The sequence below is a fragment of the Caulobacter sp. GW821-FHT09B08 genome (assembly GCF_059418225.1).
Map to the genome: position 1 here is coordinate 396,394 of NZ_JBWKPL010000002.1, position 25,665 is coordinate 422,058.

15 protein-coding genes and 1 pseudogene are annotated in these 25,665 nt (G+C 69.2%); 12 read left to right on the plus strand and 4 right to left on the minus strand.

The genetic code is table 11. The features are described 5' to 3' along the window. Nucleotides 1–75: 75 nt before the first annotated feature. The 9 genes from AC07OA_RS08200 (at nt 76) to AC07OA_RS08240 (ending at nt 13,050) form a co-directional block, all read left to right on the plus strand. On the plus strand, nt 76–3,027 hold the full coding sequence (locus AC07OA_RS08200) for a TonB-dependent receptor (RefSeq protein ID WP_494663296.1): 2,952 nt from the start codon (nt 76–78) through the stop codon (nt 3,025–3,027). A 93-nt stretch (nt 3,028–3,120) separates the two neighbouring features. After that, entirely contained in the window at nt 3,121–3,693 is a 573-nt protein-coding gene (locus AC07OA_RS08205; RefSeq protein ID WP_494663297.1) for an ANTAR domain-containing response regulator, read from the plus strand. After that, nucleotides 3,690–4,823 carry a CmpA/NrtA family ABC transporter substrate-binding protein gene (locus tag AC07OA_RS08210; protein ID WP_494663298.1) on the plus strand — a complete coding sequence of 378 codons (1,134 nt, stop codon included), beginning with the start codon at nt 3,690–3,692 and terminating at the stop codon, nt 4,821–4,823. Before AC07OA_RS08205 ends, AC07OA_RS08210 begins: the two co-directional genes overlap by 4 nt. A gap of 242 nt (nt 4,824–5,065) precedes the next feature. Next, nucleotides 5,066–6,289 (plus strand): nitrate/nitrite transporter, encoded by a 1,224-nt coding sequence (locus tag AC07OA_RS08215; RefSeq protein ID WP_494663299.1) that lies wholly within the window; start codon nt 5,066–5,068, stop codon nt 6,287–6,289. A 26-nt stretch (nt 6,290–6,315) separates the two neighbouring features. Continuing rightward, on the plus strand, nt 6,316–8,772 hold the full coding sequence (nirB, locus tag AC07OA_RS08220; RefSeq protein ID WP_494663300.1) for a nitrite reductase large subunit NirB: 2,457 nt from the start codon (nt 6,316–6,318) through the stop codon (nt 8,770–8,772). Beyond that, the gene (nirD, locus tag AC07OA_RS08225; RefSeq protein WP_494663301.1) at nt 8,769–9,113 is read left to right on the plus strand and encodes a nitrite reductase small subunit NirD; all 345 of its coding nucleotides are present in this window, start codon (nt 8,769–8,771) and stop codon (nt 9,111–9,113) included. Before nirB ends, nirD begins: the two co-directional genes overlap by 4 nt. After that, nucleotides 9,106–11,784: a nitrate reductase gene (locus AC07OA_RS08230; RefSeq protein ID WP_494663302.1), complete on the plus strand. Its 2,679-nt coding sequence runs from the start codon at nt 9,106–9,108 to the stop codon at nt 11,782–11,784. The genes nirD and AC07OA_RS08230 overlap by 8 nt, the downstream gene beginning before the upstream one ends. Then, nucleotides 11,774–12,541, plus strand: coding sequence for a uroporphyrinogen-III C-methyltransferase (cobA, locus tag AC07OA_RS08235; protein WP_494663303.1), 768 nt, complete (start codon nt 11,774–11,776; stop codon nt 12,539–12,541). The genes AC07OA_RS08230 and cobA overlap by 11 nt, the downstream gene beginning before the upstream one ends. Further along, nucleotides 12,538–13,050, plus strand: a complete 513-nt coding sequence (locus tag AC07OA_RS08240) for a nitrate reductase associated protein (protein WP_494663304.1) — start codon at nt 12,538–12,540, stop codon at nt 13,048–13,050. The genes cobA and AC07OA_RS08240 overlap by 4 nt, the downstream gene beginning before the upstream one ends. A gap of 3 nt (nt 13,051–13,053) precedes the next feature. Here the strand turns inward: AC07OA_RS08240 and AC07OA_RS08245 are convergent, their stop codons facing one another. The 3 genes from AC07OA_RS08245 to AC07OA_RS08255 all read right to left on the minus strand — a co-directional run bounded on the left by AC07OA_RS08245 (nt 13,054) and on the right by AC07OA_RS08255 (nt 19,000). Beyond that, nucleotides 13,054–14,568, minus strand: coding sequence for a tryptophan halogenase family protein (locus AC07OA_RS08245; protein WP_494663305.1), 1,515 nt, complete (start codon nt 14,566–14,568; stop codon nt 13,054–13,056). A 15-nt stretch (nt 14,569–14,583) separates the two neighbouring features. Further along, nucleotides 14,584–16,095: a tryptophan halogenase family protein gene (locus AC07OA_RS08250; RefSeq protein WP_494663306.1), complete on the minus strand. Its 1,512-nt coding sequence runs from the start codon at nt 16,093–16,095 to the stop codon at nt 14,584–14,586. A 79-nt stretch (nt 16,096–16,174) separates the two neighbouring features. Continuing rightward, entirely contained in the window at nt 16,175–19,000 is a 2,826-nt protein-coding gene (locus tag AC07OA_RS08255; RefSeq protein ID WP_494663307.1) for a TonB-dependent receptor, read from the minus strand. Nucleotides 19,001–19,258: 258 nt separating this feature from the next. On the opposite strand from AC07OA_RS08255, the gene AC07OA_RS08260 reads away from it, so the two are divergent. Both AC07OA_RS08260 and AC07OA_RS08265 read left to right on the plus strand, forming a co-directional pair. Continuing rightward, on the plus strand, nt 19,259–21,133 hold the full coding sequence (locus tag AC07OA_RS08260; protein WP_494663308.1) for an alpha-amylase family glycosyl hydrolase: 1,875 nt from the start codon (nt 19,259–19,261) through the stop codon (nt 21,131–21,133). Continuing rightward, entirely contained in the window at nt 21,109–22,755 is a 1,647-nt protein-coding gene (locus AC07OA_RS08265; RefSeq protein WP_494663309.1) for an alpha-amylase family glycosyl hydrolase, read from the plus strand. The genes AC07OA_RS08260 and AC07OA_RS08265 overlap by 25 nt, the downstream gene beginning before the upstream one ends. Nucleotides 22,756–22,761: 6 nt before the next feature. Here AC07OA_RS08265 and AC07OA_RS08270 read toward each other — a convergent pair. Further along, nucleotides 22,762–23,809, minus strand: a pseudogene (locus AC07OA_RS08270) (LacI family DNA-binding transcriptional regulator). Nucleotides 23,810–24,125: 316 nt separating this feature from the next. Here AC07OA_RS08270 and AC07OA_RS08275 point away from each other — a divergent pair. Continuing rightward, complete coding sequence (locus AC07OA_RS08275; protein ID WP_494663310.1) at nt 24,126–25,658, plus strand: MFS transporter; 1,533 nt, start codon at nt 24,126–24,128, stop codon at nt 25,656–25,658. The last annotated feature ends 7 nt before the right edge of the window (nt 25,659–25,665 follow it).

Below are 25,665 nucleotides of genomic sequence, written 5' to 3' on the forward strand. Positions count from 1 at the left end.
GAAGCCACGTTACCAGACCCTGGGCGCCCTGCCGCGCCGGGGGTCCTTGTCAGTCGTCCGATGTCTTTCCGCCGCGTGTCCGCTCTGTCGATCGCGGCCTTGGCGCTGGCTTCGCCGTTTTCCGTGCAGGCGGCCGCGTCGAGCTTCGACATTCCCGCCCAGGACGCCCGCGCCGCCCTGATGGCGCTGTGCACGAAGGCCGGCTGCGCCTTCGCCCTGTCGACCGAGCCGGGGCGGACCTATCGCGCCAACGCCGTCTCGGGCGCCATGCCCTGGCGCGAGGCGCTGCGGCGCATGCTGGCCGGCACGGGCCTGCGCTACGAGATCGTCGACCAAACCTCGGTGCGGGTCTGGGCCGAGGCCGCGCCGCCGCGCCGGATCGAGCCAGTCCCCGAGGCGCCGGCCGATCTGGAGGCGGTCACGGTGACCGCGCCCTTCAGCGCCGGCATTGAAGACGCCCTGGTCCGCAAGCGGCGGGCCGACTCCATCATCGACGTGGTTTCGGCCGGCCGCATGGGCGAGCTGCCGGCGGCCAATCTGGCCGAGGCCCTGCAGCGGGTGCCCGGCGTCGCCATCGAGCGCGAGGTGGGGGAGGGGCAGTTCGTCAGCGTCCGGGGGCTGGGTCCGCTGTTCCAGTCGGTGACGCTGAACGGCGCGCCGGTGGCGTTCAACGAGAATATCCGCAACTCCACCCAGAGCGGCCGCCAGTTCCGTTTCCGGGCGCTCTCGGCCGATCTGTTGGCGGGGGCGACGGTGGCCAAGTCGGCGACGGCCGATCTCGTCGACGGCGGCATCGGCTCGAACATCGACATCCGCACCGTGAGGGGGCTGGAAGGGCCGTCCTACCTGTCGGTCCGCGCGGACGCCCACATGGAGGCGCGCTCGGAGGCGGTGTCGCCGGACCTTGCGGTGTCCGGTCGCTGGCGTCGGGCGGACGACCGGTTGGGCCTGGTCGGCGGCGTGTCTACAGAGCGGCGCGAGGTGCAGTACGACCGCTTCCAGATCCAGCGCTATCGCGACGTCGTCATCGCCGGCCGGTCGCTGGCCGTGCCCGACGACGTACGCACCACGGTCGAACAGGAGCAGCGCGCCCGGGCCACCGCCTTCGTCGGGCTGGAGTGGCGGGTCGCGCCCAATGTCGACCTCTATGTCGACGCCCTGGCCTCGCGCTTCGACAACGCCATCCGCGAGGACCGGGTCGTCTATGCCATCGGCGACCACGTCGCCCAGATTCTGGCGACCGGCGAAGCGCGCATCGAGAACGGCGCCCTGGCGGGCGGCACGGTCCGGGCCGGCCAGATCAGCGACAATCTGGAGGTCTCGGACCAAACCCACGACAACGCCTCCCTGAGCCTGGCCCTGAAAGCCGAGGCCGGCGGCTGGAGTCTGGAGCCGCGCCTCAGCCTCTCGAGCGCCCGCTCCAATCTCGACACGCCCTTGCAACGGATCGGCGCCGTGAGCCCGCTGGGCGTGACCTACGCCTTCGACCTCGGCCCGGACCTGATCGGAACCCGCAAGGCGCCGCGACTGTGGACCGACTTCGACCTTACCGATCCCGCCGGCCTGACCCTTTCGCGTTACGGCGTGCGCGCCACTCAGGTCGAGGATCACGACGTCACCGCCCTGATCGCCGCCGGCCGGTCGATCGACTGGACCGTGGGACCGCTGCGGTTCGAGCGCCTGCGCCTGGGCAGCCAGGTCAGCGACCGGGGGCGCGACTATCAGCGGCGCGACCGCGAGGCCGCGCCGCGTCCGGGCGTGATCGTGGACGCCGGCTTCTTCGGCGCACGGTCGCCCGACGGCGCCTTCGACCGCCTGATCGCCGACCGACCGCCGGCCTGGGCCGCCGCCGACTTCGCGGCGTTCCGCGCCGCCTTCGTCCTGCCGGGAGAGGCTGACGGAGTGATCGTCGACGCCGGCGACCTGAAGCCCAACGGCGCCGACCTGCAGGGGTCCTACAAGGTGGGCGAGCGGATCCTGGCGGCCTACGGACGGTTGGACTTCTCGACGACCGTGCTGGGCCTGCCCGCCACCGGCAATGTCGGGGTCCGGACCGCCCGGACCCGCACGGCGGTGGACGGCTCCTTGCTGGGCGTGGGGCCGACGGGCCAACTGGACGTCCAGCCGATGCGCTACGCCGGCGCCCACGCGGTGGCCCTTCCCAGCGCCAACCTGGCCGTGGACCTCGACGACCACTGGCGTCTGCGCCTGGCGGTGTCGCGCAGCATCACGCGGCCGTCCCTGGCCGACCTGCGCTCGGCGACCGTGCCGGCCAGCAGTCTGGTCTCGATCCTCTACGACCGGGGGCAGGCCGAGGTGGATCACCCTTCGCCCGGCACGCTGTTCTCGGGCGTCGGCGGCAATCCGGCCCTGAAGCCCTATAGGGCGACCAATTACGACCTGTCGCTGGAGCGCGAGTTCGAGGGCTTCGGCGGCGTCAGCGTGGCGGTGTTCCACAAGGCCATCGACGACTTCATCGTCGTTTCGACGCGGCCCGAGCGCCTGGCCTTCGCCACCCGCGCGGGGGCGCCCGTGACCGCCACGGTGATGATGTCCCGGCCCCGCAACGCGGGCGAGGCCAAGGTCACCGGGGTCGAGGCGGCCTTCAGCCGTCGCTTTCCCGGCGGATTCGGGGTCTGGACTAGCGCCACCCTGGTCGATGCCTGGAGCCGCAACACCGACACCGGCCAGCGCGGCCGGTTGAACGGCGTCTCGCGCCTGTCCTATTCGATCAGCCCCTTCGTCGAGCGCGGGCCGCTGCACGCCCACCTGTCCTGGACCTGGCGCTCGCCGTTCGGGTCGGAGGCCGACATGCAGGGCGGCGGGGTGTCGAGCTTCATGGTCGCCTCCGCCGGCTATCTGGACGCCGCCGGCTCCTACGACCTCAGCCCCCGCGTCTCGCTGTTCGTCGAGGCCAGCAACATCACCGACACCCTCGAAGCGGCCTACGAGCGCGACAGGAGCCGCCCCCTGCAGATCGGCCGCTCGGGTCGGTCGTTCGGCCTGGGCGTCCGGATGAGGATTTGAAGCGGCGCCTATTGTGTGTGCAGTTTCACCTTCGCGCGCCGCATCCGAAGGCGGTCGCTCCCCATCCGGGCCGTAACCCACTAGGGCAGGCTCATGCGCGTCCTGGTCATCGATCCCGATCCTGTCCGAGCCGCCCTCGTCGCCGAGGGGCTGGAGGGCGTGCAGCCGCTCGAGGTGCGCCGCGCCGCGACCTATGACGAGGCTGAGGCGACCGCCTTCGCGCCCGACGTGGTGGTGATCGCCGCCGACAGCCCCGACCGCGACACCATCGACAGCCTGGAGCGCAGCAGCCAGGGCCGGCCGGTGGTGATGTTCGTCGACCGCTCCGAGCCAGGGCTGGCCGAGCAGGCCGTGCGCGCGGGCGTGGCGGCCTATGTGGTCGACGGGCTGGCGCCGGGGCGGGTAAGATCGATCCTCGACGTGGCCATGAGCCGCTTCGCCTTGACCCAGCAGCTGCGCGGCGATCTGGCCAAGGCCAAGGCGGACCTGGAATCGCGTAAGACCGTCGAGCGGGCCAAGGGCCTGCTGATGAAGGAGCGTGGGTTGGACGAGGACGGCGCCTACCGTCTGTTGCGCAAGCTGGCCATGGATCGGGGCAAGCCGATCGGGTCGGTGGCCGCCGACCTGCTGGCCTTCGCCGGGGTGCTGAAGGGCGACGCCTCGTGAACGGACGCGCCGACCTGACCCTGGGCTTCATCCCCCTGACCGACTGCGCGCCGCTGATCGTGGCCAAGGCGCGCGGCTTCTTCGCCGAGGAGGGGCTGGAGGTGACTCTGAGCCGCGAGGCCTCGTGGGCGACCGTCCGCGACAAGGTCTCGGTCGGCGCGCTGGACGGCGCCCACATGCTGGCGCCGATGGTGCTGTCGACGCCGTCCATGCTGGCGCCCATGGCCCTGAACCAGAACGGCAGCGCCATCACCGTCTCCACTCGGCTGGCGGCCATGCTGCGCGAGGTCGATCCCGAGGGGATGGCCGAGTCGCTGATCACCGCCAGGCCGCTGGCGCGCCTGGTCGAGCGCCTGGCCGGGCAGGGGGCGCCCCCCCTGGTCTTCGCTATGGTCTTCCCGCAGTCGATGCACAACTACGCCCTGCGCTACTGGCTGGCCCAGGCGGGGATCGATCCCGATCGCGACGTGCGCCTGGTCGTCACCCCGCCGCCGCGCATGGTCGAGCACCTGCGCTCGGGCGCCATCGACGGCTTCTGCGTCGGCGCGCCGTGGAACGCGGTGGCGGTGGACGAGGGGCTGGGCGAGGCGCTGATCAAGGCCTCGCAGCTGTGGCCCGGCAGTCCGGACAAGGTGTTCGGCGTCACCGAGGCCTGGACCCAGGCGCATCCCGGCGATCTGCGCGCCGTGCTACGGGCCCTGATCCGCGCCGCCGCCTGGGCCGACGAGCCGGGCAACCACGCCGAGCTGGTGGCGCTGCTGTCGCGTCCCGACCATGTGGGCGTCGAGCCCGAGGCCGTGGCGCGGGCTCTTCGGTCGGAGATCGTCTTCCACCGCGACGCCGCCGGCCTGCCGCGTCGCGAGCACGCCCTGTGGTTCCTGTCGCAGATGGTCCGCTGGGGGCAGGTGGAGGCGGACGCCGATCTGGAGGCGATCGCCGACCGAGCCTATCGCCCGGACCTGTTCCGAGAATCGGCGCTGTCGCTGGGGCCGGTGCTGGATCCGGCCCAGGTGTTCGAGGACGCCGCGCCGGCGCCGGCGGCGCTGTTCGACGGGCCGGCCTTCGATCCGGCGGACGCGCGCGGCTATGCGGCGTCGTTCGCGATCGGGCGAGTCTCGTCTGACGCCTGACGGTAATTGCTCATCTCGCGTGCAATGCTCCTGCTCAAATGCCGAGCAATCGCACGAACGCGCCCTGGACCGCGCTGCGGCGCAACATGTCGCGTGACTCCCGCAGCCTTCTGATTTTCCCCTAGGGTCAGGCCTTCGGACAACGGCGTTCGTGGCTGCCAGAGACGACCGCTCGGATGCGGTCACCCGCCCGGGGCGCTCAGCGCCTTGCTCTCGCAGACACGCAACATCCGAGGCATTCCATGCTCTCCCGCGATTTCCTGAAGGCCGGCCACGCACCGACCCTGTTCGCCGCGTTCCTGTATTTCGACCTCAGCTTCATGGTCTGGGTGATCCTGGGCCCGCTGGGCGTGGCCATCGCCAAGGAGTTCCACCTCGACCCCGCCCAGAAGGGTCTGATGGTCGCCATCCCTGTCCTGGCTGGCGCTGTGCTGCGCTTGGTCAACGGCGTGCTGGTCGACCGGATCGGCCCCAAGAAGACCGGGATCATCAGCCAGGTGATCGTGCTGGCGGGCCTGAGCATCGCCTGGCTGTTGGGCATCCATAACTATCATCAGGTCCTGGCCCTGGGCGTCGTGCTCGGCGTGGCCGGCGCCTCGTTCGCGGTGGCCCTGCCGCTGGCCTCGCGCTGGTATCCGCAGGAGCACCAGGGCCTGGCGCTGGGCATCGCCGGAGCCGGCAACAGCGGCACGGCCCTGGCCGCCCTGTTCGCCCCGATCCTGGCCAAGCACTTCGGCTGGCAGAACGTGATCGGCCTGGCCGCCATCCCCCTGGCCCTGGCCTTCGTGGTCTATCTGCTGCTGGCCAAGGACGCCCCCGAGCAGCCCGCGCCCAAGAAGCTGGCCGAATATCTGGACGTGCTGAAGGTTCCGGACGCCTGGTGGCTGATGCTGCTCTACGCCGTCACCTTCGGCGGCTTCGTGGGTCTGGCTTCGTCCCTGACCATCTACTTCAACTCCGAATACGGCCTGACCCCGGTGATCGCCGGCTTCTTCACCGCCGCCTGCGTGTTCGCCGGATCGTTCATCCGGCCGGTGGGCGGGGCCCTGGCTGACCGCTTCGGCGGGGTGCGCACCCTGACGGTGGTCTTCGCCCTGGCCGCCGTGGGCCTGGCCACGGCCAGCTTCCAGATGCCCTCGGCCTGGACGGCCCTGGCGGTGCTGATGTTCTCGATGCTGGCCTTGGGCGCGGGCAACGGGGCGGTGTTCCAGCTGGCGCCCCAGCGGTTCCGCAAGGAGATCGGCGTCATGACCGGCCTGATCGGCATGACCGGCGGCATCGGCGGCTTCTACCTGGCCTCGACCTTGGGCATGGCCAAGAAGATGACTGGTTCCTACCAGGTCGGCTTCCTGGGCTTCGCGGCCCTGGCGGTGTTCGCCCTGGTGGCCCTGCACGGCCTGAAGGCCCGCTGGCGCGCGGTCTGGCCGACCCTGCACGGCGCCGACACCAAGCCCGTTCGCGTCTGATCCTTCCTCTTCAACGAGTACAAGCCATGACCAAGGAAAAGCTGGTCGTCATCGGCAACGGCATGGCCGGTTGCCGGGCGGTCGAGGAAGTCCTCAAGCGCGATCCCGACCGCTACGAGATCGCCATCTTCGGGACCGAGCCGCGGGTGAACTACAACCGCATCATGCTGTCGCCGGTGCTGGCGGGGGAGAAGTCCTTCGCCGACATCGTGATCAACGACCAGGCCTGGTACGACGACAACGCCATCGCCCTGCACGCGGGGCGGGCCGTCATCGCCATCGACCTGGAAGGCCGCAAGGTGGTCGCCGAGGGCGGGCTGGAGGTCGCTTACGACAAGTTGATCCTGGCCACGGGCTCGGACCCCTTCCGCCTGCCGCTGCCGGGCATCGACCTGAAGGGCGTGGTCACCTTCCGCGACCTGGACGATGTCGAGGCCATGGTCGCGGCCTCCGGCAAGCCGGGCGCCAAGGCCGTGGTGATCGGCGGCGGCCTGCTGGGGCTGGAGGCCGCCTATGGCCTGGCCCGGCGCGGCATGGGCGCCACCGTTGTCCACCTGATGGACGTGTTGATGGAACGCCAGCTGGACGAGAGCGCCGGCTTCCTGCTGCGCGAGGCTCTGGCCGAACGCGGCGTGGAGACGGTGCTGGGCGCCCATTCCGAGGAGATCGTCGGCGAGAACGGCCAGGTCGCCGGCCTGAAGCTGAAGGACGGTCGCGTCCTGCCGTGCGACCTGCTGGTCATGGCCGTGGGCATCCGTCCCAATTCGACCCTGGCCAAGGCGGCGGGCCTGGCGGTCAATCGCGGCGTGGTCGTCGACGACGCCATGCGCACCTCCGACCCGGCGGTGTTCGCCGTGGGCGAATGCGCCGAGCACCGGGGCAATTGCTACGGCCTCGTCGCGCCTATCTGGGACATGTGCCGCGCGCTGGCCGAGTCCATGACCGACGGTGAGGGGGCCTATGAAGGCTCCGTCCTGTCGACCCGCCTGAAGGTCTCGGGCGTGGACGTGTTCTCGGCCGGCAAGTTCGCCGGCGGCGAGGGCTGCGAGGACATCGTGTTCCGCGACGCCGGGCGTGGGGTCTACAAGCGCGTGGTCATCGAGGACGGCAAGGTGGCCGGGGCGGTGCTGTTCGGCGACGCGGCCGACGGCGGCTGGTACTTCGACCTGATGCGGGCTGGGACGTCGGTCACCGACATCCGCGAGACCCTGATCTTCGGCCAGGCCATCACGGAGGGGCTCTCCGGCCTGGACCCTAACGCCGCCGTTGCGGCCATGCCCGACACGCAGGAAATCTGCGGCTGCAACGGCGTCTGCAAGGGTTCGATCGTCTCGGCCATCACGGCCCAGGGCCTGACGACGCTGGACGACGTGCGGGCGGTGACCAAGGCCTCGGCCTCGTGCGGCTCGTGCACGCCGCTGGTCGAACAGGTGCTGAAGCTGACCCTGGGCGACGGCTTCCAGGCCCAGACCGGGCCTAAGCCGATGTGCAAGTGTACGCACCACCCGCACTCGGACGTCCGCACGGCCATCGTCGCCCAGGGCCTGAAGTCGATGCCCGCCGTCATGCAGGCCATGGAGTGGACCACGCCTGACGGCTGCGCCTCGTGCCGACCGGCCCTCAACTACTATCTGCTATGCGCCTGGCCGTCGGAATATCGCGACGACAAGCAGTCGCGCTTCATCAACGAGCGGGTCCACGCCAACATCCAGAAGGACGGCACCTATTCCGTCGTGCCGCGTATGTGGGGCGGCATGACCACGCCCGACGAACTGCGGGCCATCGCCGACGTCGCCGACAAGTTCGCCATCCCGGCGGTCAAGGTCACGGGTGGCCAGCGCATCGATCTGCTGGGCGTCAAGAAGGACGACCTGCCGGCCGTCTGGGCCGACCTCAACGCCGCCGGCATGGTCAGCGGCCACGCCTACGCCAAGGGGCTGCGCACGGTGAAGACCTGCGTCGGCAGCGACTGGTGCCGGTTCGGAACTCAGGATTCCACCGGCCTGGGCATCCGACTTGAGAAGTTCCTCTGGGGCTCATGGGCGCCGGCCAAGGTCAAGCTGGCGGTGTCGGGCTGCCCGCGCAACTGCGCCGAAGCTACCTGCAAGGACTTCGGCGTGGTCTGCGTCGACAGCGGCTACGAGATCCACATCGGCGGCGCGGCCGGCCTGCACATCCAGGGCACCCAGGTGCTGACCCGGGTAGCGACTGAGGATGAGGCCGTCTGGGTGATCGCCGCGGCCATGCAGCTGTACCGCGAGGAGGGCTGGTACCTGGAGCGGGTCTACAAGTGGATGGCGCGCGTGGGGCTGGAAACGATCCAGGCCCAGGTCACCGATCCGGAGACGCGCAAGGCCCTCTACGACCGCTTCGTGTTCTCGCAGCGCTTTGCCCGTCTCGACCCCTGGGCCGAGCGCGTGGCCGGTCGCCACACCGAGGAATTCACCCCCATGAGCCGCCGGATGGAGTTCGCCCCCGCATGAACGCTCACGTTCCTGTTCCCGTGTGGATCGACGTCGGCGCCGTCACCGACGTGCCCCGTCGCGGCGCGCGCCGGGTCCCCAGCCCGCGCGGCGACATCGCCATCTTCCGCACCGGCGACGGCGAGGTCTTCGCCCTGATGGACGCCTGTCCGCACAAGGGCGGGCCGCTCAGCCAGGGCATTGTCCATGGCCGGGCGGTGACCTGCCCGCTGCATAGCTGGAACATCGACCTGGCCTCGGGCGAGGCCATGGGCGCCGACAAGGGCAAGGGCTGCACGCCGGTCGTGCCGCTAGAGGTGCGCGATGGGCGTCTGCTGCTGAGCTTCGACGCCCATGGCTGACGGCGCGACCGCCCCGATCGTCAAGACGACCTGTCCTTATTGCGGGGTGGGTTGCGGCGTGTCGGGCGCGGTCGGCGAGAGCAGGGCCGTGGCGGTGAGCGGCGACAAGGCCCACCCCGCCAACCTCGGTCGGCTGTGCTCCAAGGGCACGGCGCTGGGGGCGACGGTCGGGCTGCAGGGCCGGCTGTTGGAGCCGACCATCGGCGGCAAGCTAGCCACGTGGGGCGATGCGACGGCCCTGGTCGCCAAGAAGTTCAAGGACACCATCGCCAAACACGGCCCTGACAGCGTGGCCTTCTACGTCTCGGGCCAATTGCTGACCGAGGACTATTACGTCGCCAACAAGCTGATGAAGGGCTTCATCGGCTCGGGCAATATCGACACCAACAGCCGGCTTTGCATGGCCAGCGCCGTGGCGGCCCACAAGCAGGCCTTCGGCGCCGATCTGGTCCCTGGCTGCTACGAGGACCTGGACCTGGCGGACCTGGTGGTGTTCAGCGGTCACAACGCCGCCTGGACCCATCCGGTGCTGTTCCGGCGCATGGAGGCGGCCCGGGCGCGCGGCCAGAAGCACGTGGTCATCGACCCGCGCCGCACCGACACCGCCGAGGGCGCGGACCTGCATCTAGCCATCGCCCCGCAGAGCGACGTGCGGCTGTGGAACGGCCTGCTGGCCGAGCTGATCCGGCGCGGCGCGATCGACCGCGACTATATCGACGCGTATGTGAACGGTTTCGCGGAAGTCGCTGCCGCGCTTGAGGAATTGGATCAATCCTCCAGCGCCGTCGCTGCCGATTGCGGGATCGCCGTGGCCGATCTGGAGGCCTTCTACGATTTGTTCGCGGCGCATGCGCGGACGGTCAGCCTGTTCTCGATGGGCGCCAACCAGTCGGCCCAGGGCACGGCCAAGGGGCTGTCGATCCTCAACGTGCACCTGGCCACCGGGCGGATCGGCAAGCCGGGCGCCTGCCCGTTCTCGATCACCGGCCAGCCCAACGCCATGGGTGGGCGCGAGACCGGCGGCATGGCCAACACCCTGGCGGGCCACATGGACTTCGCCCCCGCCGACCGCGACCGCGTGGCTCGCTTCTGGGGCGCGCCGGACACCGCCCGCGCGCCCGGCCTGAAGGCCGTCGAGATGTTCGAGGCCATCCATGCGGGCAAGATCAAGGCGGTGTGGGTAATGGCCACCAACCCCGCCGTCAGCCTGCCGAACGCCAGCCGCGTGCGCGAGGCGCTGGAGCGCTGTCCGTTCGTGGTGGTGTCCGACTGCGTGGACACCGACACCACGGCCTTCGCCGACGTCAAACTGCCGGCCCTGGCCTGGGGCGAGAAGGACGGCACGGTGACCAATTCCGAACGCCGCATCTCGCGCCAGCGGGCGATCTTCCCGCCACCGGGCCAGGCCCGCGCCGACTGGCGGATCATGGCTGATGTCGCCAAGGCCATGGGTTTCGACGGCTTCGGTTGGGGTTCACAGGCCAGCGTTTTCCGCGAATGGGCGCGGCTGACGGCCTATGAGAACGCTGATCGTATTCTGAACCTGTCCGGGCTTTCGGCTTTGGCGCCAGAGGCTTACGCCGATCTCCTGCCGGTCCAGTGGCCGGTGAAGGCGGACGGACAGGGCACACCGCGCCTGTTCGTCGACGGTCGCTTCCAGACCCTCGACGGCCGCGCCCGCATGGTCCCGACCCGGCCCAAGGGGCCCGCCGACGCGGTCGACGCCGCCTTCCCGCTGTCGCTGAACACCGGCCGCATCCGCGACCAGTGGCACACCATGACCCGCACGGGCCTGGCCCCCGACCTGTGCCGCCATGCGCCCGAACCGTTCGTCGAAGTCCACCCCGCCGACGCGGAAGCCCAGGGCCTGAAGGACGGCGCCCTGGCCCGGGTAATCACCGCGCGGGGCGAGGCCGTGGCCCTGACCAAGGTCACCGACCGCCAACGGCCCGGCGGGCTGTTCATGCCCATGCACTGGACCGGCACCTTCGCGCCGTCGGGCCGCGCCAACCCGCTGGTGGCGCCAAACCTCGACCCCACCTCCGGCCAGCCGGAGTTCAAGCACACCCCCGCCCGGATCCGCGCCTATCGCGAGACCTGGAAGGGCTTCTTCCTCACGCGGTTCGGCCTCGCATCCCCCTCAGGGCTGGACCTCGTCTGGCGGCGCATTCCCCATGACGCCTGCCAGCAACACGAGTTCGCCGGCCGGGGCGACGAGGTCGAGCGCGCCGCCCTGCGCAAGGCCCTGACCCGGGGCCTAGCCGGCGAACTCGTGACCTATGAAGACGCCGCCACCGGCGCGCGCCGCGACGCCTGGCTCGACGCCGACGGCCGGCTGGTGGCGGTGCTGTACGTCACCCTGACCGGCCGCCTGCCGCCGCGCGATTGGCTGGCCGAGTTGTTCGCCAAACCAGCCCTGACCATCGAAGCCCGCTCGGCCCTGCTGGTCGGCCGCCCGCCCGGCGCGCCGGTCGACAAGGGACCGCTGGTCTGCGCCTGCCTGAAGGTGGGCGCCAAGGCCGTGCAGGCCGCCATCGTCGCCGGCGCGGCCAGTCCCGACGCGGTCGGCGTGGCCACCGGGGCCGGAACCAACTGCGGCTCGTGCCGTCCCGAGATCGCCCGAATGATCGCCGCTTCCGCCCCTATCAAGGAGCCCGCCCATGCCCAATGATGCACGAAGTGCTCAAGTGCTGCTCGTCGGCGCCGGTCCCGGTCCGATCGACCTGATGACCGTGAGGGCCGTGCGCGCCGTCGAGGGCGCCCAGGCGCTGCTCTACGACGCCCTGGTCTCCGACGAAGCGGTCGCCCTGGCGCCACCCGGCTGCGTGCGCATCCAGACCGGCAAGCGGTCGGGCAAGCTCAGCATGAAGCAGGACGAGATCAATCGCCTGATGCTGCGCCTGGCCCGCAAGGGGCTGCGGGTGGTCCGGCTGAAGGGCGGCGATCCCTCGATCTTCGGCCGGGTGGGCGAGGAGGCGCAGTTCCTGCGCGGCCATGGCGTCTCGGTCGAGGTGGTGCCCGGCGTCACCGCCGCCTGCGCCGCCGCCGCCCAGTTCGGCTTCCCCCTGACTCATCGCGGCGAGGCCCGGCGCGTGGTCTTCACCACGGCGCGGCTGGAGGCCGGGGCGCTGTCGGGCGACTGGAACGCCGCGTCCGATCCCCAGGCGACCCTGGCGATCTACATGGGCGGCGAGGTGGCGGGCGATTTGGCCCGGCGGGTAATGGACGCCGGCCGGCCGGCCGATACCCCGGTGGTGGCCGTGGAGAAGGCCGGCGGCGCCGATGCGCGGCTCTATCCGGCCACGCTGGAGACCCTGGCCGAACGCGTCGCCCAGGCCGGGGACGGGCCGCTGCTGATCGTGGTGGGCGAGGTCGCGGCGGCCGCGACCGCCGGCGCGATCCAGGCCGCATGGAGGGCGGTGGGATGAGCGACTGTTTCGAACGGGCGGGAACGCCGGCCGATGCGCGCGCGGTGACGGACCGAGACGCCATCTTCGCCTTCGAGCAGGACTTCGCGGGCAGCCTGCGCTGCATTCCGATGATCGTGCGCTTCAAGCTCGATTTGGCGGGGGTGAAGCTGTCGCTTCGGCAGTGGAGCCGGTTCGACCATCCCACGCGGACGGCGCTCGTCCGCGATCCGTGCGACACCGCCGAGGATATCGCCGCCTACAGGGACGCCCTGGTCGGCTACATCGAGCGCCAGACCGACGAGCCGGCGAAACTGTTCAGCCCTGATCTGGCTCCCGCCTGGGCCGAGACGGTGCGGACCGCCGAGACCGTGACGGCCTGGGCCGAGGGCCTGGCGGTCGCCGCGCCCACCGACGCCCAGTGGCGCGGGCTTTCGGACCTACAGCGCTTCACCCTGATCAAGCTGACGCGGGCCGGGCACGACAACGATAACTTCTACCCCGCCCTGGTCGAGTTCGGACTGGCCTAGGCCCTAGGGCGCCCTGCAGTGACGGGCGATGAAATCGGCGTGGAAGGGCGCGTCCCGTGCGATGCGGTCCACGTCTTGGCGGATGTTGGCCGCCAGGGTGCGGAGGCTGTCCAGGGTGACGGCGTCGGCGTTCGGGTCGTAGGCGCGGGGGACCACGTCCATGCCGGTCATCACGCACAGCCAGCTGGGCTCGTGGAAGCTGTCCCAATCGTACTGGGCCAGCTTTCCGGAGGCCCGGAACAGCTCGATCTTATGAGCCAAGGTGTCGGGCAGGGGCTCTTCGCGGCAGTGCTTCCACAGAGGCTGGTCGCCCCGCCGATTGGCCCAATAGTGCAGGATGATGAAGTCGCGGATCCGCTCGAATTCCAGGGTCGAGATCCGATTGTACTCGGCCCGCAGTTCCGGCGCGCAGTCGGCGCGGGGGAAGAACTCCAGCAGCTTGTCGATGCCCGCCTGGATCAGGGTGATGCTGGTCGACTCCAGCGGCTCCAGGAAGCCGGCCGCCAGGCCGATGGCCACGCAGTTGCGCTCCCAGAACCGCTCGACATGGCCTGGGCGGAAACGGACGAAATTGGCCGAGGCCAGGGCCTGGCCTTCGAGGCCGGCGCGCAGGTGCGCCTCGGCCGCGTCGTCGCTGAGCAGGGCGGAGCTGTAGACATAGCCGTTGCCCACCCGGTGCTGCAGCGGGATGCGCCAGGTCCAGCCGGCCTCCTCGGCGCGCGAGCGGGTGAAGGGGGTGATGCTCCTGGCGTCGGCATGGGCGCAGGGTAGGGCGACGGCGCGGTCGCACGGCAGCCAACGGCTCCAGTCGCGGAACGGCACACCCAGCGTCTGTTGCGTCAGCAGGCTGCGGAAGCCCGAACAGTCAACGAAGAGGTCGGCCGCGACCTCGGCGCCGGTGTCCAGGGCGACCTTGTCGATGAAGCCGGTCTCCGGGTTCAGCGTCACCTCGGTGACCTTGGCGTCGATCCGACGCACGCCCCGCGCCTCGGCGAAGCGCCGTAGGTGCTGGGCGAAGAGGCTGGCGTCGAAGTGGATGGCCCAGTCGTAGATCGCGAAGTCGGGTTGGTCGGGGCTGGGCGGCGGGGGCAGGGCGAAGCGGCCCTCGCGCGCCAGGGCGTCGCCCAGGCTGTAGTCGCCCAGCGGGGTGCGGTCGCCGGCCTCGCGCAGGCGCGCCCAAAGATGGTGGAAGCCCAGCGCCCCGGCGGCAACGCCGTAGCGGCCGAAGGGGTGGAGGAAGCGGTGGCCCGGTTCCAGCCAGTCGTCGAAGGCGATGGCCAGCTTGAACGTGCCGTTGGTGGCCTTGAGGGCGTCGAACACGTCCATGTTCAGCGACTGGAAATAGCGCCGGATCGCCGGGACGGTGGCCTCGCCGACCCCGACCGTGCCGATGGCCGAGGACTCCACCAGGGTGATCGAGACGCCGCGCGGCCCAAGAGCATGGATCAGCGAGGCGGCGGTCATCCAGCCGGCCGTGCCGCCGCCGACGATCGCGATGGATTTGACGGGATCGCTCATGGTCTTTCGATCCCTCTAGGCGGCCGCGACGGCCTGTATCATGCGAGCGACGTAGTCCTGGTGCGAGGGCAGCCCGGCGGCGGCGCGGGCGAAGCCGGTGCGCAGGTCGTCCATGTAGGCGGCGAGGTTCTGGGGATCGAGGCCTCGGGCCAGGGGCGAGGCGGCGCGGGGCAGAATGCCTTGGCCGATCAGCACCTGCACCCAGTTGTCGGCCAGGAACAGGTCGCCCTGCTCGATGAGCAGATGGCCGTTTTCGCGGAAGTATTCGATCTTGCCGGCCAAGCTGTCGGGCACGGCCATGTCGCGGCAATGGCGCCAGAACGGCGTGTCGTCGCGCCGCGTGGCCTTGTAGTGCAACACCAGGAAGTCGCGGATCAGCTCGTACTCGTGGGCCGTGGCGCGGTTGTACTCGGCGACGGTTCCGGGGGCGAAGCGCTTGTCGGGGAAGACCTTCAGGAACCGGGTCATGCCCGACTGCACCAGGTGGATGCTGGTCGATTCCAGCGGCTCCATGAAGCCGGCCGCCAGGCCCAGGGCCAGGCAGTTCCTGACCCAGCTGGCGCGCCGGCGGCCGGTGACGAACCGCAGGGGGCGTGGATCGGCCAGGGGCGGGCCGTCCAGATTGTCCATCAGGACCCGCGTGGCCTCGTCCTCGGTCGTGAAGGCGCTGCAGAAGACGTGGCCGTTGCCGATGCGGTGCTGCAGCGGGATGCGCCATTGCCAGCCGGCGTCGCGGGCGGTGGCCCGGGTATAGGGCAGGAGAGGGCCCGACGAGGCGCAGGGCACGGCCATGGCGCGGTCGCAAGGCAGGAAATCCGACCAGTCGTCGTAGCCGGCCTGCAGCGCGCCTTCGATCAACACGCCCCGGAAGCCCGAGCAGTCGATGAAGAGGTCGCCGGCCACCGTGCCGCCGTCGGCCAGGGTCACGCTCTCAATGAAGCCGTCCTCGGCGCGCAGCGACACGTCGACGATGCGGCCCTCGCGCCGGATCACCCCGCGCGCCTCGCAGCGGCGGCGCAGATAGCCGGCCAGCAGTCCGGCGTCGAAGTGCAGGGCGTAGGTCAGGCTGGGCGCGGTCGAGCCGGGAGCGGGCTCGGCATGGGCGAAGCGGGCGCCCTGGCAGGCCAGCTGGGCGAGGCTGAAGTCCCAGAGCGAGGGCGCGTCGCCGGCCAGCTTGCGGGCCAGCCAGGCCTGGTAGAAGGGCGTCAGGCCGATGTCGCGGCCGAGGCCGCCGAAGGCGTGGGTGTAGGTCTCGCCCTTCGCCGACCAGTCGACGAACTCGATGCCCAGCTTGTAGGTCCCCTGGACGGCCGCCATCAGCTCGGGCTCGTTCAGGCCCAGGGCGCTGAACAGCGTCACCAGCGGCGGGATCGTGGCCTCGCCGACGCCGACGATGCCGATCTCCTCGGACTCCACGAGCACGATCTCGACCGTCTTGCCCAGCACGGCCGACATCATCGACGCGCTCAGCCAGCCGGCCGTTCCTCCGCCCACGACGACGACGCGCTTGATCAGGTCCTGGTCCATCGACGACTCCCTATCGCCTGGCCGCAACGAAAACGCCCGCCCGCTGGGGGACGGGCGGGCGTTCCGTGGGACGCTTTGCTTACCAGCGGTAGCTGACGCCCAGCTGGTAGGTCGACCCATACTTCTCGTAGCGGTCGATCGTGGTCGTCGAGCCGGTCTTTGTATAGGTGTAGAACGGCTCGTTGGTCAGGTTCTGGCCGGCCAGGGAGATGGTCAGGTTCTTGAGCGGGCCGTTCTGGAACATGTAGCCGATCTGAGCGTCGACGACGGACTCGCTGTGCACCAGCTTGTTGCCCAGCGCGTTGGTGTAGTCCGGAACCTCGCCCAGGAAGTCGTCGCGATAGCGATTGCTGACCCGGGCCGAGAAGCCGGCTTTCTCGTAGTAGAGCGTCGTGTTGACGATCTTCTTCGACAGGCCGGGAACGTCGACCTCGCCCGTGCCCAGCGGATCGACCGAGCTGTCGTTCAGCGTGCCGCTGACGATCAGGCCGAAGCCGTCGAGCGGCGCCCACAGCGCTTCGCCCGGCATCGAGAAGGTCAGTTCCACGCCGCGGATGTAGCCGCCCTGAGCGTTCTGCATGACCGACAGCTTGCCGGTGCGGTTGGCGTTGGCGTTGGCGCAGACCCACTCCATCAGGCCGGTGTCCTGGTTGCGGCCCATCAGCGGAACCAGCTTGGTCTGCGGGTCCACGTAGCAGGCCGTGCCCGGCAGCGGCGTGCTCGAGAAGTCCTTCAGGACGTTCATCGAGTAGACGTAGTTCTTCAGGTCCTTGTAGAAGACCGCGGCCGAAATATAGCCCTTGGTGCCGAAGTACTTTTCGACCGACAGGTCGAAGTTGTTGGCCTTCCACGGACGCAGGTTCGGGTTGCCGCCGCTCTCCGACCAGTAGACGCCCTGGTTGCCGACCATGATCGGCTGCTGGCCCAGGACCTGGACGCTGTAGCCGCTGCCCGAGGCCATGTCGTCCATGCGCGGGCGGGCCAGGGTGGTGCCGGCGCCAAAGCGGACGGTGACGTCATCGGCCACCTGCCAGTTCAGGTTCAGGGTCGGCAGGGTGTTGGTGTACTTGGCGCCGCCGGTCTGGTCGGTGACCGCCGTGCCGTCGGTGTAGAACGCCTTCGAGCGCTGGTCGGCGTGGACGATCTGGACGCCGATGTTACCCGTCAGGCCGCGACCCAGCAGGGTGGTGTCGATGTCGCCGCGCAGGAAGTAGGTCGAGATCTTTTCCTTGACGCTCCAGGTGCGCTTGGTGGCTTCCGAACCGGTCTCTTCCAGGAAGTCGAAGTAGCCGCTCTCGTACAGGCCCAGGGCGTCGTAGTTGATCATGCCCTTGGCGTTGCCGAGGAACGCCGAGTTGATCACGCCGCGACGGAAGGCTTCCGGCACCTTCTCCTGGGCGGCGTTCTTCAGCTCCAGATAGCCCTCGGTGGCGTCCTTGTCCTTGGTGTGTTCGGTGTAGTTGAAGCCGGCCGTGACGCCCGACAGGAAGGTGTCCAGGTGACGGGTGGCCTGCAGCTTGATGGCCTTGATCTCGTCCTTGGTGGTGGGCAGGCGCAGGTAGCCGGCGCGGTTGTGGATCGCGGCCGGGCCGCCCCAGCCGCCCGGGTCGGTCAGGTAGACGGTGTCGAAGTTGGAATAGTCGTAGTTCGACTTGATCTGGGTGATGCCGTTCTCGTCGGTGGTGAAGCCGACGGTGTCGGTGGCGCCGCTGCCGTTGACGCCGGTGCCGGCGGTGGACTCAACCTGGGTGTCCTTGCGCTTGACGCGCGAGAAGCTGCCGTCGGCCACGAACGACCAGTCGTCGCCCAGGTCGTAGGCCAGGTTCAGGCCCACCGAGTCCAGCTTGGCCTTGCGCTGGTTGATGTAGTTCTCCAGCACCGTGTTGACGTCGGTGAAGGTGCCCGAGGTGATGCGGTCGCTGCTGGCGGTGTAGCCCGGCTGCAGGTGGTTGGCGCCCCAGGCGAGCGGGAACTCCATCCGCGCGATGCGCTGCAGTTCCTTGAAGTCGGAGTGGTAGGCGTCCAGCGTGGCGTGGAAGTTGTCGGTGGGCGCGAATTCCAGAACGCCCAGATAGCCGTCGCGCTTGAGGACGCCGGCGTTGATCGCGTCCTTCTCGCCGCCCGAGATCAGCTTGGTGTTGTCGGCCGCGCAGACCGCCGCCGAGCAGGTGGGGAAGCCCCAGGTCTCCTTCTTCAGCGTCTGGTAGGGCGAATTGGTGTGGGCGTAGCCCAGGGCCAGGCCGACCTTGCCGTCGGCGAACTGGTCGATATAGGTCAGCGAATAGCGCTCGCCCTTGTTGCTCATGCCGGGGATAGCTGAGTCTTCGCTGTTCATTTCCTTGCGGAAGTTGGCGGCGAGGGTGCGGCGGCCGTAGGCCAGCGGGCGGATGGTCTGCAGGTCGGCGGTGCCGGCCAGGCCCTGGGCCACCATGCCGGCGTTGGGGGTCTTGTAGACCACGACCTGGCTGATCAGTTCCGACGGATACTGGTCGAACTCGACCGAGCGGTTGTCGTTGGTCGAGACCTGCTCGCGGCCGTTCAGGGTGGTGAGGGTGTAGTCGGGGCCCAGGCCCCGGATGCTCAGCGTCTGGGCGCGGCCGTTGACGCGCTGGGCGGCGATGCCGGGCAGGCGGCTGATCGACTCGGCGATCGACACGTCCGGCAGCTTGCCGATGTCTTCGGCCGAGACGGCTTCGACGATCTGCGACGAGGTCTTCTTGGCGACGATGGCGTCCTGGATGCCCTTGCGGATGCCGGTGACGACCACCTCCTCGACGGTGCCGGCGTCCTGCGCGGCGGCGGGGGCGGCGTCCTGGGCGTGGGCCTGTCCGGCGGTGAAGAACAGCGCCATGCCCGTGGCCGCGCCGCTCATCAGCGCGCGGCGATATTTCATGCTGGTGGTCACGTCGTTTCCCTCCCGTGTGCAGGCTCCCGCGCTTTGGCCGCGGTGAGTCCGTCCTTGCTTGCGCAAATTACTGCAAAGAACCGCAAGCAATGCAACTGCAAAAATGGACAAATTGTCATGTGTGGCTTTCGAGCCAATTCCGTCGCGTGAGATTGTGGGCGAAATTGCCGTTTCCCCGTGTTTCAAAGGCTTTCAGCGTGAAATTCGGCGGATTGACAGAGTGGGGCGGCTTTTGCAAATCTATGCAAACAAATGAGCATGGTCTCGCCGAAGCGGCGCCATTGCGTGAAAAGGGAGGCGAGGCTGGTGCGGGGAAGGGGTGCGGAACGACGCTTTGCGCTCGGCGCGGCCGCTGTCCTGGCCGGCGTTCTGGCCACGTCGGGTGTGTGCGCCCAGGCCTTGCGCGACCGTCTCCCGTCCGACGAAATTATCTATTTCGCCCTGCCTGACCGCTTCGCCGACGGCGATCCCGTCAACAACAAGGGCGGGCTGGCCGGCGATCGGCTGAAGACGGGTTACGACCCGACCGACGCGGGCTTCTATCACGGCGGCGACCTGGCCGGCCTGACCGCGCGGCTGGACTATGTCCAAGGGCTGGGCGCCACGGCGATCTGGCTGGGGCCGATCTACCGGAACAAGCCGGTGCAGGGCGCGGCGGGTCACGAGTCGGCCGGCTATCACGGCTACTGGATCGTCGACTTCACCGACGTCGATCCGCATTTCGGGACCAAGGCCGACCTCAAGGCCTTGGTCGACGCGGCCCATGCGCGGGGGATGAAGGTCTATCTGGACATCATCACCAATCACACGGCTGACGTGATCCAGTACCGCGACTGCCCGGCCAGCAGCTGCGCCTATCGCGGCAAGGCCGACTATCCCTATGCGCGGAAGGGCGGCGTCGGCGGGGCGGCGATCAACGACGGCTTCCTGGGCGACGGCGCGGCGAACCAGACGGCGGCGAATTTCGCTAGGCTCAAGCGGTCGGACTACGCCTACGAGACGGTGATCCCGCCGGGCGAGGCCCACGCCAAGACGCCCGACTGGCTCAACGACCCGATCTACTATCACAATCGCGGTGACAGCCGCTGGTCGGGCGAAAGCATGACCTATGGCGATTTCGCCGGGCTGGACGACCTGTTCACCGAGAACCCCCGGGTCGTTCAGCGCTTTATCGACATCTACGGCGCCTGGATCGACCAGTTCGGGATCGACGGTTTCCGCATCGACACCGCCCGCCACGTCAATCCGGAGTTCTGGCAGACCTTCGTGCCGGCCATGCTGGCCCGGGCCAAGGCGCGGGGCGTTCCGAACTTCCACATCTTCGGCGAGGTTTCCGACTTCGAGCCCGCCGAGCTGGCGCGCTTCACCCGGGTGGACGGCTATCCGGCCGTGCTGGACTTCGCCTTCCAGCGCGCGGTGACCGACGCGGTCAACGGCAAGGGCGGGACCGACACACTGGCCCGTCTGTTCGCCGCCGACGCCCTGTACGAGGGCGGCAAGAAGGCTGGACTGCAGCTGCCGACGTTCCTGGGCAATCACGACATGGGCCGCATCGGCGGCTTCATCGCCAAGGCCCATCCGCAGGCGTCCGGCGACGAGCTCCTGGCGCGCGATACGCTGGCCCACGCCATGTTGATGTTCCTGCGTGGCGTGCCGGTGATCTATTACGGCGACGAGCAGGGCTTCGTCAGCGACGGCGACGATCGCAATGCCCGCGAGGACATGTTCGCCAGCCGCGTGGCCGTCTACAACGACAACCGCCTGATCGGCGGCGGCGTCAGCGGCTCGGCCGATCGCTACGACACCGGCGCGTCCCTCTACCGGCGGATCGCCGCCATGGCCAAGGTCCGCACCGACAACGCCGTGCTGCGCCAGGGTCTCCAGGTGGTGCGCGCCGCCGGCGACAAGCCCGGCCTGTTCGCCGTCTCCCGCCGCCTTGACGGTCGCGAGGCCCTGATCGCCTTCAACACCAGCGACGCCGCCGTCGAAGCCCAGGTCGAGGTCGACGCGACCTCCCGGACTTGGCGCGCGCTGCAAGGATCCTGTCCGTCGGCGCCGTTCGCGCCCGGCAGCTACACGGTGCGTCTGGCGCCGTTTCAATACATGGTTTGCGTCTCGGAGGGTTCGCGGTGACGGTCGAAAGTGCTCAGAAGGTCGCCGTCGCGCCTGCTTCTGAAGGTGAGTGGTGGCGCGGCGCGGTGATCTATCAGGTCTATCCGCGCAGCTTCGCCGACTCCAACGACGACGGCGTGGGCGACCTGCCGGGCGTCACTGCCCATCTGGAGCACATCGCCTCGCTGGGCGTGGACGCCATCTGGCTGTCCCCGTTCTTCGCCTCGCCGATGAAGGACTTCGGCTACGACGTCTCCGACTACCAGGACGTGGACCCGATCTTCGGGACCCTGGCCGATTTCGACGCCCTGATCGCCAAGGCCCATCGCCTGGGCCTGAAGATCATCATCGACCTGGTGTTCTCGCACACCTCCGACGAGCACGCCTGGTTCAAGGCCAGCCGCCAGGACCGCGCCAATCCGCATGCTGACTGGTACGTCTGGGCCGACGCCAAACCGGACGGCTCACCGCCCAGCAACTGGCAGTCGGTGTTCGGCGGCCCGGCCTGGACCTGGGACGCGCGCCGGGGCCAGTACTACATGCACAACTTCCTGGCCTCGCAGCCGCAGCTGAACGTGCACAATCCGGATGTCCAGGACGCCCTGCTGGCCACCACGCGTTTCTGGCTGGAGCGCGGCGTCGACGGCTTCCGCTTCGACGCCATCAACTTCGCCATGCACAATCCGGCCCTGACCGACAACCCGCCGTTCCCGCCGGGACAAGGCAAGCGTACGCGGCCGTTCGACTTCCAGGACAAGGTCCACAACCAGGGCCACTCCGACATCCCCAAGTTCCTGGGTCGTCTGCGGGCCCTGACCGACAGCTATGGCGGCCGCTTCTCGGTGGCCGAGGTGGGTGGCGACCGGGCCGACGAAGAGATGAAGCTGTTCACCAAGGGCGACGACCGCCTGAACAGCGCCTACAGCTTCCTCTACCTCTATGCCGACGAGCTGAAGGCCGAGCTGATCGGCCTGGGCGAGGCCGGCTGGCCGGGTTCGGACGGCGAGGGCTGGCCGTCCTGGACCTTCTCCAACCACGACGCGCCGCGCGCGGTGTCGCGCTGGGTCCAGGGGCGCGACCGCAAGGCCTTCGCCGAGATGGCCCTGCTGCTGCTGCTGTGCCTGCGCGGCAACGTCTTCATCTACCAGGGCGAGGAGCTGGGTCTGCCCCAGGCCGAGGTGCCCTATCACCGGCTGCAGGATCCCGAGGCCATCGCCAACTGGCCCCAGACCCTGGGCCGCGACGGCGCCCGCACGCCGATCCCCTGGGTGGCGGTGGCGGCCCATGCGGGCTTCTCGAAGGCCGAGCCGTGGCTGCCGATCGATCCCGAACACATCGACCTGGCCGTCGACCGTCAGGAGCGCGATCCGGACTCCACGCTGAACACCGCTCGCCGCCTGATCGCCCTGCGTCACGCTCACGCCGCGCTGCGGACCGGCGCCCTGACCCTGCTCGACGCGCCGGAGGGCGTGGTGGCGTTCCAGCGCGGGGAGGGCGGCGAGGCCTTGCTCTGCGCCTTCAACCTCGGCTTCGAGCCCGCGTCTTGGACCTTGCCGGCGGGGTGGCGCGTCGTTGAGGGCGTGAACTTGGGCGCCGCCGGCCAGCTTCCGCCGATGGCGGCCCTGGTCGCGGCGCGCGGGTAGGGGGCGTCAGCCCCCGCAGGATTCCCGGATGATCAGGTCGGTCGGCACGCGTTCCGACCGGCCAACGCCCTGGCCGCTGCCGTCCAGCAGCTTGGAAACCATCAGGCGCCCGGCCTTGGCCGTGTCCTGCGAGATGGTCGAGAGGGCGGGGCGGGAATAGCGGCTGAACGGCACGTTGTCGTAGCCGATCACCGAGACGTCGCCGGGCACCGACAGGCCCGCGTGCAACAGGGCGCGGATGGCGCCCAGGCCGATCAGGTCGGACGCGGCCACCACGCCGTCGAACTTCACGCCGCGCTGGATCAGGGAGTCGACGGCGGCCTCGGCCGACTCGACCTCGAAGTGGGCCGGCACGATCAGGTCGGGATCCACGCCCAGGCCGAACTGCTCGATGCCGTCCAGATAGCCGCGATGGCGCTGCATCGCCTCGGGCGCCTCGGTGTCGCCGAGGAAGACGATGCGCTTGCGGCCCAGGCGCGCCAGGTGAAGCGTGGCGCGCTTGCCGCCCAGCAGGTTGTCCGAGCCGATCGAGCAATAGTTCTGGTCGGGCAGCTGGGCGCCCCAGACCACGAAGCGGCCGTCGGTCTCGGCCAGGCGGTTGAAGGCGGTGTGCAGCCAGCTCTGGCCCAGGAAAATCACGCCGTCGGCGCGGCTGGTGGTCATGGCCGCCGACAGGTCGTCGAACGAGGTGGGAGCCACGTGGCTGACCAGGATGTCGCAGCCGCGCTCGCGGGCGGCCTCGCCGACCCCGGCCAGCAGTTCCAGAAAGAAGGGGTCCGACATGCCGCCCTCGCGGCCCTGCGGACGGGGCACCACGATGGCGACCGTGCCTTCGGCGCCGATAGGGCCGGCCGGCATGTAGCGGCGGAACGGATAGTCCATCTCGCGCGCCAGCTTCCAGATCAGCTGCTTGGTGCGCTGGTTGACGGCGGGGCTGTCGTTGAGGGCGCGCGAGGCCGTCGAGATCGAGACGCCCGCCAGCTTGGCCAGGTCCTCCAGTCGCGTGACGCCCTTGCTCAACGAACCCACCCCTTTTGCGTACTTTGTCGCAAATTTTGCCGCAAAGTTTTTCAGCCTGTCTTAGGCGCGCCGTCCGGCGCTTGGCAAGGCCCGGGCCGGCGGCGCGCCGGCGTCGCTACGCCGGTTCGCCAGTATTGCAAAAAATTGGAAACTTTACGAACCGAAACTCACGATATGCCGCCGCTTCTCCTGATGTCTGCTGGACGTTCAAGGCGAAATCACCTGTCTATAGCCTTGAAAAGTTGGAAATCACGGTTGCCTCGTCGAAAGGCGCATGCCCTAATGGCGTTCGAAAAGCGCTATGAAAAAAATGCGCATGGATTGGCGAGTGCGCGCCGATGGGGAGTGGAATGACCAAGGCGCGGCTGAGTTTTCCGCAAATCTGGAACATGTGCTTCGGGTTCTTCGGAATCCAGATCGGCTTCGGCCTGCAGAACGCCAACACCAGCCGAATCTTCCAGTCGCTCGGCGTCGAGGTGAACCACCTGGCGATCCTGTGGATCGCCGCGCCGGCCACCGGCCTCTTGGTCCAGCCCATCATCGGCTATCTCAGCGACAAGACCTGGGGGCGGCTGGGGCGTCGCCGGCCGTATTTCCTGATCGGTGCGCTTCTGACCAGCGCGGCCCTGGTGGTCATGCCCAACGCGCCCGTCCTGTGGATCGCCGCGGCGGCGCTCTGGATCATGGACGCCTCTATCAACATCACCATGGAGCCGTTCCGCGCCTTCGTCGGCGACAACCTGCCCGACGAGCAGCGCGCGACCGGCTACGCCATGCAGAGCTTCTTCATCGGCCTGGGCGCGGTGCTGGCCTCGGCCTTGCCGTGGATGCTGACCCACTGGTTCTCGGTCAGCAACGTGGCCGAGACCGGCGGTGTCCCGCCCTCGGTGCATGCGGCCTTCTATGTCGGCGCGGCGGGTCTGTTGCTGTCGGTGCTGTGGACCGTGTTCACCACCCGCGAATACAGCCCCGAACAAGTGGCCGCCTTCGAGGCCGCCGAAAAGGCGTTGAAGGGCGAAGAGGCCATGGAGGCCGAGCCTCCGACCCGCGCGGTTCGTGCCTATCTGGTCGCCGGCGGCGTCTGGGCCCTGGCCGGAGCGACGCTGGCCGCCGGGGTCTTCGCGCTGAAACTCGAGAAGGAAGTCTACGTCCTGGCCGGCCTGGTCGGCGGGTTCGGCCTGGCCCAGCTGGTCGCGGGCGCTCTGCGCGGCGCGGGCAAGACGGCCAACGGCTTCTCCGAAGTGGTCGAGGACCTCTTCCGCATGCCGGCCACCATGAAGCAGTTGGCGGTCGTGCAGTTCTTCTCGTGGTTCGGCCTCTTCTCCATGTGGATCTACACCACCCCCGCCGTGGCGGCCGTCCACTTCCACGCCGCCGACACCGTCTCGAAGGCCTATAACGACGGCGCCGACTGGGTGGGCGTGCTGTTCGCGATCTATAACGGCGTGGCCGCCCTGGCCGCCCTGGTCATCCCGCTGATCGCCCGCGCCGCTGGCCGCAAGGCCAGTCACGCCCTGTGCCTGGTGCTGGGCGCGGCGGGCCTGGCCGCCTTCCATCTGATCCGCGAGCCCAGCCTGCTGTGGTTGCCGATGATCGGCGTCGGCTTCGCCTGGTCGTCGATCCTGTCGGCCCCGTACTCGATCCTGTCGGGCGCGCTGCCGGCGCGGAAGATGGGCGTCTACATGGGCATCTTCAACTTCTTCATCGTGATCCCCCAACTGCTGGCCGCCACCCTGCTTGGCGCGCTGCTGAAGACCTTCTTCGGCGGCGAGGCGATCTGGGCCCTCGCCCTCGGAGCGGCCGCCTTCCTGGCCGCCGCCGCCAGCGTTTTCTTTGTCAGCGACCCTGGCGAGCCTAAGGCGCTCGCCAAGGCCGCAGCCTGAACTTTCG

Excerpts from the sequence above, each read along its gene's own strand:
- AC07OA_RS08240 (WP_494663304.1), top strand. The coding sequence starts at position 12,538 with ATGAGCGACTGTTTCGAACGGGCGGGAACGCCGGCCGATGCGCGCGCG.
- nirB (WP_494663300.1), top strand. The coding sequence starts at position 6,316 with ATGACCAAGGAAAAGCTGGTCGTCATCGGCAACGGCATGGCCGGTTGC.
- AC07OA_RS08245 (WP_494663305.1), bottom strand. The coding sequence starts at position 14,568 with ATGAGCGATCCCGTCAAATCCATCGCGATCGTCGGCGGCGGCACGGCC.
- AC07OA_RS08215 (WP_494663299.1), top strand. The coding sequence starts at position 5,066 with ATGCTCTCCCGCGATTTCCTGAAGGCCGGCCACGCACCGACCCTGTTC.
- AC07OA_RS08230 (WP_494663302.1), top strand. The coding sequence starts at position 9,106 with ATGGCTGACGGCGCGACCGCCCCGATCGTCAAGACGACCTGTCCTTAT.
- AC07OA_RS08250 (WP_494663306.1), bottom strand. The coding sequence starts at position 16,095 with ATGGACCAGGACCTGATCAAGCGCGTCGTCGTCGTGGGCGGAGGAACG.
- nirD (WP_494663301.1), top strand. The coding sequence starts at position 8,769 with ATGAACGCTCACGTTCCTGTTCCCGTGTGGATCGACGTCGGCGCCGTC.
- cobA (WP_494663303.1), top strand. The coding sequence starts at position 11,774 with ATGCCCAATGATGCACGAAGTGCTCAAGTGCTGCTCGTCGGCGCCGGT.
- AC07OA_RS08205 (WP_494663297.1), top strand. The coding sequence starts at position 3,121 with ATGCGCGTCCTGGTCATCGATCCCGATCCTGTCCGAGCCGCCCTCGTC.
- AC07OA_RS08260 (WP_494663308.1), top strand. The coding sequence starts at position 19,259 with ATGGTCTCGCCGAAGCGGCGCCATTGCGTGAAAAGGGAGGCGAGGCTG.
- AC07OA_RS08275 (WP_494663310.1), top strand. The coding sequence starts at position 24,126 with ATGACCAAGGCGCGGCTGAGTTTTCCGCAAATCTGGAACATGTGCTTC.